This is a genomic window from Ruminococcus sp. YRD2003 (assembly GCA_900109435.1).
In the GTDB taxonomy this organism is placed as follows: domain Bacteria; phylum Bacillota; class Clostridia; order Oscillospirales; family Ruminococcaceae; genus Ruminococcus; species Ruminococcus flavefaciens_G.
In genome coordinates, this window is record FNZT01000010.1 from 35692 (window position 1) to 50512 (window position 14821).

A 14821-nucleotide genomic window follows, 5' to 3' on the forward strand; every position below is an offset into this window, starting at 1 on the left:
ATATAAGGAGTACAACACCATGGCTGAAAATACAGAGAATATAAAAGCCGCCAAGGATATAAAGGGCGACGAAGAGATAAAAGACCCGAGGAAAAAACGTGAGATAATCAAAACCGTGATAATCATTTTCCTCGCGGTGCTGCTCGTGCTGACTTTCTTCTCGAATACCATCATGAACCGCTCGCTCGCGGAGATAACCTCCGAGCGCGCTAACTCGGGAAAGCTAACCGAGCGTATCCGCGGAAGCGGAATGGTGATGTCCAATCAGTCGTGGGACGTCACTGTCGACGGGAACAAGACCATCGAGGCTATAAACTGCAAGAACGGCAAGGAGGTAAAAAAGGGAGATGTGCTCCTCACTGTGAGTGCGGGCGATTCCGAGGCTCTCACTGCCGCCGAGGACGCTCTCGCAGCTCTTGAACTCGACTACCAGAAGGCGATACTCACTCCCGCTGCCGACTATTCAAGCGAGAATCAGGCGATAAAGAACGCCCGCGAGGACTTGCAGGCGGCTATAGCCAAGCGCGATGCGGCTGTCGCGGGACAGAGCGGCGTTCGTGCGGCTAAGGAAAAATACGAGGACGACAAGAAGCAGAGCGCTTACTATACAAAGTTGCAGACTAAGCTCCAGAGCGTCATCGCTGCCATTGATTCCGACGTGTACAGCACGGCTCCCGCCGAGTACACGAACGATATCCTCGGGATAAAAAGCGAGGCTGATACCGCCGAAAGCGACTACAACGCCTCCTGCGCCATATATACGGCGCTCTCTGCCGAGGGCTCGACTGCTACGGAAGCCGAAATGACTGCCGCAAGGGAGGATATGGAGGCTAAGGAGACAGCCCGCAATGAGGCCCGCGAAAAGTATGAGACGGCAAAATTCGAGCTGCGTGAGGATATCTCGGGGAAGCTCGCTGAAGCCGAGTCCGAAGCCGAATGGTATGCGGCTCAGGTAGCGGCGTATGAGTCCGAGAATACGGGCGCGGGTATGAGCATAGACGACCTCAACGCCGATGTGACCGCAAAGCAGCGCCTCCTCGAAGACCAGATAAACGCCCTCAGCAAGACGCAGAAGTCCGACGAGAACACCAAGAAAATGAACGACCTCGACCTCAGCGCCAAGAAGAAAGAGGTCGATAAGGCACGCGAAAAGGTGAACAAGCTCAAGTCCGAAACGGGCTCGACCGATATCATCGCCAAGTACAGCGGTATCGTGAACAATCTCACCGCAAAGGTGGGCGATACGACTCTGCCCGACACTCCTCTGATGACGATAGACCTCGCGGAGGAGGGATATACGGTCGAGATAAGCGTTGAAGCAGACAAGGCTAAGAAGATAAAGAAGGGTACTGCCGCAGAAGTGGTCAACAACTGGTTCGGCGGGGTAGAAGCCGTCGTTACCGACATCAAGAGCGACTCCGTTGCAGGCTCGAAGAACAAGATAATCGTCTTCTCCGTTACGGGCGACGTGGATTCGGGCTCGTTTGTCGAGCTGTCTATCCCCTGCGGAGGCGGCAATTACGATTCTATCGTGCCCAAGAACGCTGTCGGTCATGACAAGGACGGAGACTTCGTGCTCACGGTCGTGTCAAAGAACTCGCCGCTCGGCAACCGCTACTACGCTGAACGCGTAGCCGTGGAGGTGCTCGCATCGGATGAAACATCCTGCGCTGTATCAGGCAACCTCGGCTACGGCGAATATATCATCACCGCTTCGAGCAAGCCCGTCGAACCGAAAGACCAAGTACGCATGAAGGATAAATAAGGCGGTGGGGCGATGAAACTGAAAAAACCACTGCTTTACGCCGTGATAGCAGGTGCAAATGCGCTCTCGCTCACTGCCGCGCTCGCTCTCTCGCTCGCAGGCGGGGCGATAGCCCGTTCGCAGAGCTATAACTACGCGGCGCACAAATGGGACAGGGACGACAGGAGCACGCAGGTGAGCTGCTTCTTCTCCGAGGATGCGGGCTTCAATACCGACGGTATGTATGCTCTGCGCGCGAAGCTTCAGTCCGAGCTCACCGCAGCCGTCAACGCTCCCGACGGAAAGCTCCCCAAGACTGCCGACGCTTACAGCACGCCGATAGGCTCGGGCAATGTCACCTGCGATTCCACGGGCAAGGGTGAAGCCGATATCACCGCCGTTGGAGGAGATTTCTTCCTCTTCCGCGATTTCAAGCTGCTCAGCGGTGCTTACTTCACCGACAATGACATCATGCAGGACGGTGCCGTCATCGAGCGCTCGCTCGCGTATTCGCTCTACAGCTCGTCAAATGTGGCAGGTCAGCTAATTTACATCAACGATGTGCAGTTCTATATCGCGGCTGTCATCGACGACCCGTCCGACAAGTACGAAAAACGTACGATAGACGAAAAGCCGCGCGTTTATGTCTCGTACAAGGGCGCGGAGAGCCTCCCGCAGGTGCAGTACACCGCAGACGGATACAGCAAGAACGGCGACGCGCCGCAAAAACTCACGAAGATAACCTGCTACGAATGCATCATGTTCGACCCCGTGGAGAACTTCACCTACAACACGGTCAAAAAACACTTCAAGGAAAGCTTCGGCGGCAGCAATTACGCCGTCGTCAACAATACAGAGCGGTTCAAGCCCTCGAAAATGATAAAGGCTTACAGGAAGCGTGCAGACCTCGCTGTCCGCAAGGATACGCTGGTCTACCCGTACTGGGAGAATGCCTCGCGTATCGCGGAATTCAAGCTCGCTCCGATATACTTCCTGCGCACGTTCTGCTTCGTGCTGCCCGTGGTCACCGCTGTCTGGCTGATATGGAAAGGCGCCCGCTTACTGAAAAGAAGCGGACGAAAGCTGGTATCGGCTTTGGCAGAAGCTTATAAAAAGGCGTTATACCGCCGCAGACAAAAGAAAGATAACATATAAATCATCACAATCCCCCACGAAAGGAAAATGAAAATGAAAAGAAACCACGCACTCAGAACAATGGCTGCTTCACTTGCAGCTGTATGCCTCCTCTCGGCTGCTTCATGCTCGCTCCCGGGAATGAACAACGGCAGCGGAAACGGCAGCACTGCCGAAAAGCCCAAGCAGACAGCTTCCGACGTCATCACTCACTCCTACCGCGCCGAGCAGTTCGGCAGCCTGCCGAATGTCGCGTATGTCAACAGCATTACACGTCTCGGCAGCACCGAAAACGTACTCGTCGTTGGAAACGACGATAACGGCGTGTCGAAAATGTTCATCACCGACCTCAGCTTCGAGAACTTCAAGGAGATAGAGACTGACTACGAAATGGGCGAGAACTCGGAATTATACAGCAATATCGCTGCCGCTCTCGACGGCACTATCTACGAGGTCGTTACCATTACCGATTACGGCGATTTCAAGCAGCCCGACTGGCAAGACCCCGATTTCGACTACGACAGCTTCGACTGGGACGCTTATCAGGCTGCCGCTGAAAGCAAGACATATATCTATACCTTCGACAGCACGGGTAAGGAGATAAAGCACGCTGAGGTCAATATGGACAAATTCCTGGACGGCGCGGACAGCGATATGGTGACACCATACCTCGGATCTGTTACTCCTCTCGACAGCGAGCACGCTCTCGCATATGTAGGCGGTGAGCACGAGACATACCATATCCTCAATTCCGACGGCACCTTCGGCAACGAGGTGATATTCCCCGCAGATGTGTGGCTCGGCTCGATATGTGCTACTCCCGACGGCAATATCGCCTTCACTTCATGGTCAAATGACCAGAACTACATCGGTACGCTCGATATCGAGTCGCTCAAGGTCAATGCTACCGCTCTCGCTATCAAGGGGCTCGATAACGACAACGTCAGCACCCTCATCTCGGGCGACGACAACTACGCTTACTACGGCACGACCTACGGCGGTTTATACGGCATAAAGGACGACGGCTCCATAGAGGAGCTCACTTCCTGGATAGACTCCGACCTCAACGGCGACAGCGTTCGCTGCGTGATGAGCATGGGCAGCAACGAGTTCGTCATCTATATCCATGACTACTCCGACCCGTCCGCTAACGGATTCTACCGCATTACCGAGCGCGATGCCTCCGAGCTCGCCGATAAGACCCTCATCACTATCGCTGTGGTCTACGGCGATAACAACTTCACGAACGAGGTCAACGCGTTTAACAGAACAAGCGAGGATTACCGCATCAAGATCAATGACTACAGCAAATACTACGAATGGGATGAGGAGAACGAAAGCTACCTCAATACTCCCGCTAAACAGTTCAAGCTCGACATCATCGCAGGCAAATCGCCCGATATGATCTTCTTCACCGATCCTACCGCTATAAAGGGGCTCTCCAACAAGGACATTTTCGTTGACCTCTACGATTACCTCGGCAAGGACGGCGCTGTCTCAAAGGACGACATCATGCCTCCGCTGCTCAGTGCCTGCGAGGAGGACGGCAAGCTCTACTCGCTCACTCCCTCCTTCAGTATGTCTACTCTTGCCGTAAAGACAAAGCTCTGCGACAAGGAGAACTGGACTGTCGATGACCTTATCGAGACCTACAACAAGCTCCCCGAGGGCTCGAAACTCACACAGTGGGATTCCACCAAGAGTGGTGTTTTTGATCTGCTCTCTCAGAATATGAACTTCGTCGACTACAATAAAGGTACTTGCAGCTACGATTCCGACGAGTTCATCAAGATACTCGAATTTGCTAACAAATTCCCCGAGACAGAGGAAGAACCCGACTGGGAAAATATGTCAGAGGAACAGTACAAGAAATACTACGATGATCAGCAGACAGCTATCAGAAAGGATAAGTCGCTCATCGGCAGTATCGACTTCTATGACCTCAGAAACTATAACAGAGAAAAGACCGTCACATTCGGCGAGGACATAACTCTCGTGGGCTATCCCTCGACCGACGGCTGCGGTATGTGCATGAACCCGAGCTCTTACTTCTCTATCCTCAGCGATTCGCCCAATAAGGACGAGTGCTGGAATTTCATAAGCAAGTTCTTCACCGAAGAGTACCAGAACAAGAACTTATGGACCATTCCTGCTCTGAAGTCGGTTTTCGAGTCAAGACTCGACGAGGCTATGAAAGACCCGTATATGACTGACGAGAGCGGCAAAAAAGAATATTACGCCAATGAAGCTCAGGTAGGCAACGAGACCGTCACTATCCCCAACCTCTCCCAGGAAGACCGCGATTTCATCAAGGATACTATCTACAATGCCAAGGTGAATGGTATGGCGATATGGGACTCGGAAGTGAACGATATCGTCCATGAAGAGATAAGTGCCTATTTTGCGGGCGAGAAGACCGCCAAGCAGACTGCCGAGATAATCCAGAACCGTGTATCTATCATGGTCAGCGAGCAGTCATAACCTACGCTATCTTCAATTTCATAAACTCCACCTCCTTATGAGGGGAAAGGGCTGTCCTTTCGGGCAGCCCTTTCCTTGTGTAGGGGCGCATCCGTGCGCCCGTGTATGCCGTTCATATATTTGGGGCGGATAATATCCGCCCCTACAACGCGTTTTCCGTTATTTTTTGCGGAACGCCGAGGGCAGCGTTCCCTACAAGTTTTCCGTATATTGCGAGCAAGCAGAAATCGCACCTACAAATTTACCGCACAACAAAAAAGAACGCATTTCGCGTTCTTTTCGTGGTATACTATACTCAGTCATCGATTATTTTCGGCGCGGGGGCTTCCTCGCGCTCACGGTGCTTCCTGCGCTCCTCGGCTGCTTCATACGAGAAAAGCTGCACCGCTGCCACAACCGCCGCTATCGCTGCGGGAGCAATACACGGCAGTATCCTCGCGCGGTACATATCGCTTATCGGCGTGAGAGCGAATTTGTCGGTCCAGCCTGCGGCATCCGCATGAGTGCAGAGCATGTACAGCATTGCAAGACAAAGCACAAGTCCGCTCACCGAGCACACTATCGCTGCAATATTGGGAAGGTTCCGCCTCGGCAGGGCGAGCACCGCTCCGAGTGTCATGACAAGTCCCGAAACTATGAGGAAAACTCCCACGGCAGCAAGCTCGCTGCCGTAGCTTTCCCTGTTGTATATGAGTCCCGCTCCCGACATACACACCATGAACAACGGGTAAACCGCTGTCAGCACGAGCATGACCGCTTTCAGGACTGTAATAAGCGGGTTTCGGCGCTTTTTTTCCATATTTTTACTCCTGTTCGACTGTTGAGGGATATCTTCTGCTGTGAGTAATTCACAATCATATCGCGCAGACTGTGATACATACTATTTTTAGTCGGGCGCTTCCGACTGAAAGGACTATAAAATGCAATTATTCGTAAAAATCAAAAAAACTGCTGCGGTAGTATTATCTGCGGCTGCCGTCGGCTTATTCGGTGCTGCGGGCTATTATTCGCTCCGCCTGCCCGAAAGCGTGACCGTCGGCTCGGCTCAGAGCGTGCAGTTCGCGCAGTACCCCGAGCTGCACTGCATCGGCAGCATCTCCGAGCCGCGCGGCGCGTCTGACAAGGCTACCCTCTCGCTGTTCGGTGCGATACCCGTCAAGAGCGTGAGCGTCCGCCGCGAAGAGCCGCCTACTCTCATTGCGGGCGGTGCGCCCTTCGGCGTGAAGCTGCTCATGGAAGGCGTAATGGTGACAGCGACGGGCAAGGTCGACTGCGCGGGCGATGACCTCTGTCCCGCCGAGCTCGCGGGGGTAGAGGTTGGGGACATCATTCGGCTCGCGGACGGTGTGGAGCTGAGCTCAAATGCCGACTTGCAGCGCGTTATCGCGGACAGCGGCGGCGATGAAGTTACTCTGTCGCTCACACGCGGCAGCGCGGAGCTGACAACTTGCCTCCGACCCGTATTCTCCGAGAGCGCTAAAACATGGCGCGGCGGTATGTGGGTGCGCGACAGCATCGCGGGCATCGGTACGCTGACCTATATAAACAAGGATACGGGCGAATTTGCGGGGCTCGGACACCCAGTCTGCGACACGGATACGGGTGAGATCATACCCATACAGAGCGGCGAGGCTGTCCCTGTGGAGATAACGGGAGCACGCAAGGGCGTAAGCGGCAAGGCGGGAGAGCTGCGCGGTCGTTTCACGCGCTCGCCTGTGATAGGTGTGCTCGACCGTAACTGCCCGAGCGGCATTTACGGACGGATGTCCGACGAGGCGCTCTGTGCCATTGCCGACAGCGCTGAGGAATACCCCCTCGGCTACCGTCAGGACGTCACAACGGGCGAGGTGCAGGTCTGTGCGACCGTTTGCGGCTCTGTCCCGAAGAAATACTCCGCCGAAATAGAATCTGTCGACTTCAGCGGCTCGGACTCTGCAAAAAATATGGTCATCCACATCACCGACCCCGACCTCATCGCCAAAACAGGCGGGATAGTTCAGGGCATGAGCGGCAGTCCCATTATTCAGGACGGCAGGCTCATCGGTGCTGTGACGCACGTTTTCGTCTCCGATCCGACGCGCGGATACGCGATCTTCGCGGAAAATATGCTCGGCTGTCCGCAGTAGACCATATCAAAAACAAGGGGCGTTACTTCTGTAACGCCCCGATTTTGTGCCAATGGATCTCTTTATCTGTTTTCCTCGCTGAATCCGCTGTCTACAAGCTCGATAAGAGCGTCAACAGCTGCTCTCTCGTCTGCACCGTCTGCGATGACCTTTACATTTGTTCCGCCTACGATACCGAGGGAAAGGATTCCAAGCAGGCTCTTGGCATTGACTCTGCGCTCTTCCTTCTCTATCCAGATAGACGACTTGAACTCGTTAGCCTTCTGAATGAAGAATGTTGCCGGTCTTGCGTGGAGACCTACCTGATTTTTTACCATTACTTCTCTGACAAACATAATACAACTCTCCTATTCTCTGTAGTCGCCCGTGTGCTATGCGGGCGTTTCATGCAAATTGTTTCGTTGCTGTTATCTATTATACATTCATTTTTTTTCATAGTCAACGCATTTTTGTCTCAAAAGTGATTGTTTTCTCTAAATTCTACATTTAGATTAAATGACCGATAGAATTATACAGGTTGCTTGTGAATTATCACTACAAATCACAGTGGATTTTTATTGTTCAATCTGTATATTTTCCCCGCAAGAATATGTTTACATTTGCTAAAAGGAAAAAGCATTTTCTACTATACAGCCTGTTTATGTGCATTTGCTATAGAGATATATTCAGATTATATAGCAATTGTAAGAACTGGATAAATTTTTTATCTTATAAATCCGCCCGAAAAGTCCTGTTCCATCAAATTGCGTTTAGCTAAATTATTCCGCTTAAATTATCTGAAACTGCCCATAAATCGGCTGATAGCGAGCCTATCAAAAATCAGGCTTCCGCTTAAATCTGAATCCTGTTTATCCCCTCAAGTCATTTTCGGGCGAGCAGAACTCGCCCCTACAAGCATAGACAAAACGAACTATTTCTGTAGGGGCGCTTTCCGAGCGCCCGCGCTGTATTTTTGCACATCGCACCATTATATAAACCAAGCAGGCAGTGAAGACACTGCCTGCTTTGTCATTCCTTATTAATATACGCCTCATACAAGTCGGGGCGGCGCTCCTTCGTGAGCTCAAGGCTCTGCTCATGACGCCATTTCTCGATGTTGGCGTGGTGCCCCGACAGCAGTATCGGCGGCACGCTCTCCCCTTCCCACACCTCGGGGCGCGTATAATGGGGATATTCGAGCAGTCCGCTGTATATGCTCTCCTCCTCGAAGCAGATGTCGTCCGAGAGCACGCCCTCACACATACGAGCTACACAGTCGGTCAGCACCATTGCGGGAAGCTCCCCGCCTGTGAGGACGTAATCGCCGATAGAGAGCTCCTCATCGACTATCTTGTCGATGACGCGCTGGTCTACGCCCTCGTAATGACCGCAGATTATGAGGATATTGTCCATTTTCGAGAGCTCGACTGCCCTCTGCTGGGTCAGTACCTTGCCCTTCGGCGACATATATATTGTATGCGGCTTGCTGCCCATTTCGTCACAGACTGCCATATAACAGTTATATATCGGCTCGCACTGCATTACCATGCCCATGCCTCCGCCGTAGGGTGTGTCGTCGACGCGGCGGTGCTTGTCCTGCGTATATTCGCGTATCTGGCGGCAATGCACCTCGATTTTCCCTGCCCTGCGTGCCCTGCCCACGATGCTCTCGCCGAGCACTGCCTCGCACATCTCCGGGAAAAGTGTTGCTATCTCTATCTTCATGTGGCCTCCGTCAGTCAAAAAGTCCGTCGAGTGGCCGTATCTTCATCACATTGCCGTCGATGTCCGTGGAGATAACTACGTCCGCTATCGCGGGTACAAGCAGTTCCTTGTCTCCCGATTTTACGACGTAAACGTCGTTTGCGCCCGTCTGCATCACGTCGTCGATGACGCCATATAGCTCGTCGGAGTCGGCATCGCGCACCTCCATGCCGATGAGGTCTTGTATAAAATAGGTGCCGTCGTCGAGCTCGAGGTCGTCACGGTGCATATACAGCACCTTATTCCGCAGTTTTTCGGCTGCCTCGGGTGTATCCACGCCCTCTATCTTGGCAATGACCATGTTCTTGAACACGCGGGAACGCTCGATAACTACCTCGTCCTTCGCCTTTCCGATGAACAGACGGCCGAACTCCGCGAGCAGCTCGGGTGTGTCGGTATAGGGCATTATCTTGACCTCGCCGCGGATGCCGTGGGTCGTGACTATCTTGCCCGCTTCAAGAAATTCCTTCTTCATTTCAGTCCTCCGCTATCTGAACGGTTTTGGCTATCTGCCGTGCGACCTCGGGGTCCTTGCTGAGAATTATCACATTCTGCCAGTTGTCGAGGTCATTGACGTCGTAAACTTCAAGATTCAGCTCATACGCGCCGTTTTCGCCAGTGGTCTGCGTGATGAACGACTTCATATTGCCGTTGTCGTAGTAGTAGCGCTCAGCCTCGACATCCTCGGTATAGCTCTCATCTCCCGAAACGCCCTTGTACAATAACATTGAGGGAACCATTATCGCCTTCAGCTCCATGAGCTTATACATCGCGTTGACCTCGGAGGGCGAGAACTTATTGCACTTCTTATAGTCGAAGGTCTCGCACAGGAAAATCATATCGTGGTAGTTCTCGGGCGGCTCATATCCGAGCTTTTTCAGTCCCTTGTTCATGCGCTTGTCGAAGAAGCCGACTTCTCGGAAGTGGTCGATATCAGGTCCGTTTTCGTCCTCAGGCTCGCCCTTGTCCATGACGCAGACGAGGAGTTCACGCTTTTCAACGTTGTCGTTATCGACGATAATCCCCGATTTCAAGCCCTCCGTCACATCGGGATACATCCAGAACAGCCCGTCGGGTGCCTCAAAGTCGATGCCCTTTATCGAGCACGCCCTGAATTCGTCGGGTACTTCGATATCCGCGTAGGGATAGGGCTCGGTAACAGTTTCTCCGTCCGTGAAAACGGGCAGTATCTCATATTCCATCAATTTCCATTTGATGAGCGTCTGTGAGAGGTAGAAGCCCGCACCGCCGAGAACAGTCAGCGCCGCCAATACGCCGACGGTTATTTTTGCACCTTTTTTCATAATTATTCCTTTACACTTTCGGGACGCCGAGGGCGGCGTCCCCTACATAGAATTATCCTGTAGGGGCGAGTTCCGCTCGCCCGTCATATCTTGATTTGGTCTCGGGCGCACGGATAAACAGCGCACCAAATCTTTGATTTGGATTGCGATGCTATATGCGCTTTGCTGTAATGCGCCCCTACAATGCTTCAAGCGCTCAGTTCTTCATCTCAAAGTTTTCGCCGAGAAGCTCCTTGTTTGCTTCGAGTATCGGATTAATGCACTCAGCAAGGAACTCGTCCACCTGCTGGGGGCTTCTGCCGACGTAATTCTCGGGCTTGAGGACTGCATCGAGCTCCTCCTTCGTTACCATGAACATCGGGTCAGCCTCAATGAGCTCGCAGAGATTGTTGTCAAGTCCGCGCACCTTTACGTTTGCGCCCGCCTCCATGGAGTAGTCCATGATGCGGTCGTGGAGCTCCTGACGGTTGCCGCCCTTCTTTACAGCGTCCATCATGATATTCTCGCTCGCCATGAAGGGCAGCTCTGCCATTACGCGGCGGCGTATCATCTCGGGGTATACGACAAGTCCGTCGGTCACGTTCATCATTATGTTGAGGATAGCGTCAACTCCGAGGAATGCCTCGGCTACGGAAATGCGCTTGTTCGCGGAGTCGTCGAGTGTCCTCTCGAACCACTGTGTGCCCGCTGTGAACGCAGGATTGAGGCTGTCTATCATCACGTAGCGCGCAAGCGAGGTTATCCTCTCGCAGCGCATGGGGTTGCGCTTGTATGCCATCGCGGACGAGCCTATCTGCTTCTTCTCACGCGGCTCTTCCATCTCCTTGAAGGACTGGAGTATGCGCATATCGTTCGAGAATTTGCTTGCAGACTGGGCGATGTCGCTGAGCACCTCGAGCACCTTGGAGTCGACCTTGCGCGAGTAGGTCTGTCCCGATACGGGTACTACCGCATCAAAGCCCATTTCCTCCGCTATCATCTTCTCGAGCTGCTTTATCTTGTCGGTGTCGCCCTCGAAGAGCTCCATAAATGATGCCTGTGTGCCCGTAGTGCCCTTGCTTCCGAGGAGCTTGAGGGTAGAGATGCGGTACTCGAGGTCCTCGAAATCCATGAGGAGCTCGTTGAGCCACAGCGTCGCTCTCTTGCCGACTGTGGTGAGCTGTGCAGGCTGGAGGTGTGTATACGCCAGACAGGGCATATTCTTGTACTCGTCGGCAAACTTGGCGAGGTTGTTCATTACGTTCAGAAGCTTGCGGCGGACTACCTGCAAAGCGTCGCGCATGATGATAACGTCGGTGTTATCGCCGACATAGCATGATGTTGCTCCGAGGTGGATGATGCCTGCGGCATCGGGGCAAGCCTGTCCGTATGTGAAGACATGAGCCATGACGTCGTGGCGCGTGATGCGCTCGCGTGCCTCCGCTGCCTCGTAGTCGATATCGTTCACGTGCTCCTCGAGCTGCTTTACCTGCGCCTCCGTCACGGGAAGACCAAGCTTCATTTCGGCTCTTGCAAGGGCTACCCAAAGCTTGCGCCATGTGGTGAACTTCTTATCTGCCGAGAAAATGTACTGCATTTCCTCACTTGCATAACGTGTGCAGAATGGACTTTCGTAGCTGTTTCTGTTACCGCTCATTATAATAACTCCTTTATGTGCGTAAACGCATAATATTCTATTATAATTATATCATATCCCGATGAAAAATGCAAGCTGTTATGTCAAGACCCGTGCATATCGCGGGCTGCCAAAGACAGCCCACTACAAAAAGAGCGCACCGAGGGGGATCACCCTCAGTGCGCCTTGTTATGTATATTCAGCTTTTACTTGTTCTGAAGGTACTCGTCCATTGCTGCCGCTGCCTTCTTGCCTGCACCCATTGCGAGTATAACGGTCGCTGCGCCCGTGACAGCGTCGCCGCCTGCGTAAACGCCCTCCTTGGAGGTAAGACCGTCCTCGTCTGCGATGATGCCGCCCCACTTCTGTGTGTCAAGACCTGCTGTTGTCGACTTGATGAGCGGGTTCGGTGATGTGCCTATCGACATGATAACGCAGTCAGCCTCTATCTCGAAGAATGCGCCCTCTATCGGAACAGGCTTTGCACGTCCCGATGCGTCGGGCTCGGAAAGCTCCATCTGCTGGCAGATAACGCCCTTTACCCAGCCGTCCTCGGTGGCGGTTATCTCGGTGGGATTCGTGAGGAACTTGAAGTTGATGCCCTCCTCCATTGCGTGCTCGACTTCCTCTGCACGCGCGGGGAGCTCCTTCTCTGTACGGCGGTAAACGATAGTAACGTCTGCGCCGAGACGCTTTGCACAGCGGGCTGCGTCCATAGCAACATTTCCGCCGCCTACGATAACTGCGCTCTTGCCTGCCTTTATGGGAGTAGAGCTGCCTTCCTTGTAAGCCTTCATGAGGTTGATACGTGTGAGGAATTCGTTCGCGGAGTAAACACCGCTGAGGTTCTCACCAGGGATATTCATGAATCTGGGGAGGCCTGCGCCCGAGCCGATGAATACGCTCTCGAAGCCCTCCTCCTTCATGAGCTCGTCAACGGAAACTGTTCTGCCGACTACTGTATTTGTCTCGACCTTGACGCCGAGTGCTTTCAGTCCCTCTATCTCCTTCTGCACGATAGCCTTGGGGAGACGGAATTCGGGGATACCGTAGGAGAGGACGCCTCCCGCAACGTGGAGCGCCTCGAATATAGTAACATCATAGCCCTTCTTGACAAGGTCGCCCGCGCACGCAAGACCCGAAGGACCTGAGCCGATGATAGCTACCTTGTGACCGTTCGGAGCGGGCTTTTCAACGGGAGTCTCGGGCTGTGCATTGTGCCAGTCGGCAACGAAGCGCTCGAGTCGTCCGATAGCTACGGGCTCGCCCTTGATGCCGCGGACGCACTTGCCCTCGCACTGATTCTCCTGCGGACATACTCTTCCGCAGACTGCGGGCAGTGAGCTTGACTGTGTGATTATCCTGTAAGCCTCGGCAAAGTTGCCTTCGGCTACCTGTGCTATGAATGCGGGGATATCTATCTGTACGGGACAGCCTGTAGTACAGGGCTTGTTCTTGCAGTTGAGGCAGCGCTTTGCCTCGTCTATTGCCTGCTCCTCCGTGTAGCCGAGAGCTACCTCGGAGAAGTTCTTATTTCTGACGTCGGGAACCTGAACAGGCATCTCGTTCTTCTTCAAAGACATATTAGCCATTTCACTTTACCTCCTTGAACAGATTGCACGCTTCTTCGTAGGCATGACGCTCGAAGGGCTTGTACATAGCGCCTCTTGCCATAGCCTCGTCGAAGTCGATGAGGTGACCGTCAAACTCGGGACCGTCAACGCACGCGAACTTTGTCTCGCCGCCGACAGTCAGACGACAGCCGCCGCACATTCCCGTACCGTCTATCATAATGGGGTTCATGGAAGCAACAGTGGGTATCTCGTACTCCTTTGTGAGACGACAGACGAACTTCATCATTATCAGCGGTCCGATAGTGATGACGCGGTCGTACTTCTCGCCGCTCTCGATGAGCTTCTTGAGGGCGTCGGTAACGAGTCCCTTCTCGCCTGCCGTGCCGTCGTCGCTCATGAGCACGAACTTCGAGCTTGCGGCTCTGAACTCGTCCTCAAGGATAACAAGGTCTTTATTTCTGAAGCCGACGATGGAATGTACCTCAACGCCGAGCTCGTGGAGCTTCTTTGCTACGGGATATGCGATAGCACAGCCAACGCCTCCGCCGACAACAGCCACCTTCTTCAGACCCTCTGTCTCGGTAGGACGTCCGAGCGGTCCGACGAAGTCCTGAAGGCAGTCACCCTCATTCATATGGTTGAGCTTCTCGGTTGTGCCGCCGACTATCTGGAAGATGATGGTGATAGTGCCCTTCTCGCGGTCGTAATCGGCTACTGTGAGCGGTATGCGCTCGCCCTCGCTGTCTGTTCTGAGGATGATGAACTGTCCAGGCTCAGCCTTCCTGGCTACTCTCGGGGCGTATATCTTCATCAGTGTGACAGTAGGGTTGAGACTTTTCTTTTCAAGAATTTCAAACATTGTCTTTTACCTTCTAACCAAATGGATTTGCAATGCGGGGAATCTCCATGCCGTCGCCGTTGACGGACACGGATACAGGCATTGCATAGCATACGTGTTATTATAACATATAATAACGCAAATTTCAAGTGTTTTCTTTGTAGGGACGCGCATTGCGTGTCCGCAAATGTCCGAATCTGACGGCTGAATGACGTAGGGAACGCCGCCCTCGGCGTTCCGCGCAGTAGGGGCGGATATTATC

The 14821-nt window shown here is 53.3% G+C and carries 12 protein-coding genes; 4 read left to right on the forward strand and 8 right to left on the reverse strand.

The genetic code is table 11. From position 1 onward, the window contains the following. Window positions 1–19: 19 nt before the first annotated feature. The 3 genes from BMX22_RS09230 to BMX22_RS09240 are packed head-to-tail and all read left to right on the forward strand — an operon-like array spanning window position 20 to window position 5359. Window positions 20–1765 (forward strand): HlyD family efflux transporter periplasmic adaptor subunit, encoded by a 1746-nt coding sequence (locus BMX22_RS09230; RefSeq protein ID WP_074742187.1) that lies wholly within the window; start codon window positions 20–22, stop codon window positions 1763–1765. A gap of 12 nt (window positions 1766–1777) precedes the next feature. After that, window positions 1778–2899 carry an ABC transporter permease gene (locus BMX22_RS09235; RefSeq protein WP_074742188.1) on the forward strand — a complete coding sequence of 374 codons (1122 nt, stop codon included), beginning with the start codon at window positions 1778–1780 and terminating at the stop codon, window positions 2897–2899. Window positions 2900–2932: 33 nt separating this feature from the next. Next, window positions 2933–5359 (forward strand): ABC transporter substrate-binding protein, encoded by a 2427-nt coding sequence (locus tag BMX22_RS09240; RefSeq protein ID WP_074742189.1) that lies wholly within the window; start codon window positions 2933–2935, stop codon window positions 5357–5359. Window positions 5360–5654: 295 nt separating this feature from the next. Here the strand turns inward: BMX22_RS09240 and BMX22_RS09245 are convergent, their stop codons facing one another. Continuing rightward, complete coding sequence (locus BMX22_RS09245; RefSeq protein WP_074742190.1) at window positions 5655–6158, reverse strand: hypothetical protein; 504 nt, start codon at window positions 6156–6158, stop codon at window positions 5655–5657. A 121-nt stretch (window positions 6159–6279) separates the two neighbouring features. Here BMX22_RS09245 and spoIVB point away from each other — a divergent pair, with 121 nt between their 5' ends. Further along, the gene (gene spoIVB / locus BMX22_RS09250; RefSeq protein ID WP_074742191.1) at window positions 6280–7485 is read left to right on the forward strand and encodes a SpoIVB peptidase; all 1206 of its coding nucleotides are present in this window, start codon (window positions 6280–6282) and stop codon (window positions 7483–7485) included. Between the two features lie 62 nt (window positions 7486–7547). Here spoIVB and BMX22_RS09255 read toward each other — a convergent pair whose 3' ends face one another. The 7 genes from BMX22_RS09255 to BMX22_RS09285 form a co-directional block, all read right to left on the reverse strand. Then, the gene (locus BMX22_RS09255; RefSeq protein WP_074742192.1) at window positions 7548–7820 is read right to left on the reverse strand and encodes an HPr family phosphocarrier protein; all 273 of its coding nucleotides are present in this window, start codon (window positions 7818–7820) and stop codon (window positions 7548–7550) included. A 673-nt stretch (window positions 7821–8493) separates the two neighbouring features. Then, window positions 8494–9189, reverse strand: a complete 696-nt coding sequence (trmD, locus tag BMX22_RS09260) for a tRNA (guanosine(37)-N1)-methyltransferase TrmD (protein WP_074742193.1) — start codon at window positions 9187–9189, stop codon at window positions 8494–8496. A gap of 10 nt (window positions 9190–9199) precedes the next feature. After that, a complete protein-coding gene (rimM, locus tag BMX22_RS09265; RefSeq protein ID WP_074742194.1) occupies window positions 9200–9703 on the reverse strand; it encodes a ribosome maturation factor RimM in 504 nt (167 codons plus the stop codon). Window position 9704: 1 nt separating this feature from the next. Beyond that, window positions 9705–10532 (reverse strand): hypothetical protein, encoded by an 828-nt coding sequence (locus BMX22_RS09270; RefSeq protein ID WP_074742195.1) that lies wholly within the window; start codon window positions 10530–10532, stop codon window positions 9705–9707. Between the two features lie 196 nt (window positions 10533–10728). After that, the gene (purB, locus tag BMX22_RS09275; RefSeq protein ID WP_074742196.1) at window positions 10729–12168 is read right to left on the reverse strand and encodes an adenylosuccinate lyase; all 1440 of its coding nucleotides are present in this window, start codon (window positions 12166–12168) and stop codon (window positions 10729–10731) included. Between the two features lie 185 nt (window positions 12169–12353). Beyond that, window positions 12354–13739, reverse strand: coding sequence for an NADPH-dependent glutamate synthase (gltA, locus tag BMX22_RS09280; RefSeq protein WP_074742197.1), 1386 nt, complete (start codon window positions 13737–13739; stop codon window positions 12354–12356). 1 nt (window position 13740) lies between these two features. After that, window positions 13741–14580, reverse strand: coding sequence for a sulfide/dihydroorotate dehydrogenase-like FAD/NAD-binding protein (locus BMX22_RS09285; protein ID WP_074742198.1), 840 nt, complete (start codon window positions 14578–14580; stop codon window positions 13741–13743). Between the last annotated feature and the right edge of the window lie 241 nt (window positions 14581–14821).

Coding starts and splice junctions, on each gene's coding strand:
- BMX22_RS09245 (WP_074742190.1), bottom strand. CDS start 6,158: ATGGAAAAAAAGCGCCGAAACCCGCTTATTACAGTCCTGAAAGCGGTC.
- BMX22_RS09240 (WP_074742189.1), top strand. CDS start 2,933: ATGAAAAGAAACCACGCACTCAGAACAATGGCTGCTTCACTTGCAGCT.
- BMX22_RS09285 (WP_074742198.1), bottom strand. CDS start 14,580: ATGTTTGAAATTCTTGAAAAGAAAAGTCTCAACCCTACTGTCACACTG.
- purB (WP_074742196.1), bottom strand. CDS start 12,168: ATGAGCGGTAACAGAAACAGCTACGAAAGTCCATTCTGCACACGTTAT.
- BMX22_RS09270 (WP_074742195.1), bottom strand. CDS start 10,532: ATGAAAAAAGGTGCAAAAATAACCGTCGGCGTATTGGCGGCGCTGACT.
- BMX22_RS09235 (WP_074742188.1), top strand. CDS start 1,778: ATGAAACTGAAAAAACCACTGCTTTACGCCGTGATAGCAGGTGCAAAT.
- rimM (WP_074742194.1), bottom strand. CDS start 9,703: ATGAAGAAGGAATTTCTTGAAGCGGGCAAGATAGTCACGACCCACGGC.
- trmD (WP_074742193.1), bottom strand. CDS start 9,189: ATGAAGATAGAGATAGCAACACTTTTCCCGGAGATGTGCGAGGCAGTG.
- spoIVB (WP_074742191.1), top strand. CDS start 6,280: ATGCAATTATTCGTAAAAATCAAAAAAACTGCTGCGGTAGTATTATCT.
- BMX22_RS09230 (WP_074742187.1), top strand. CDS start 20: ATGGCTGAAAATACAGAGAATATAAAAGCCGCCAAGGATATAAAGGGC.
- BMX22_RS09255 (WP_074742192.1), bottom strand. CDS start 7,820: ATGTTTGTCAGAGAAGTAATGGTAAAAAATCAGGTAGGTCTCCACGCA.
- gltA (WP_074742197.1), bottom strand. CDS start 13,739: ATGGCTAATATGTCTTTGAAGAAGAACGAGATGCCTGTTCAGGTTCCC.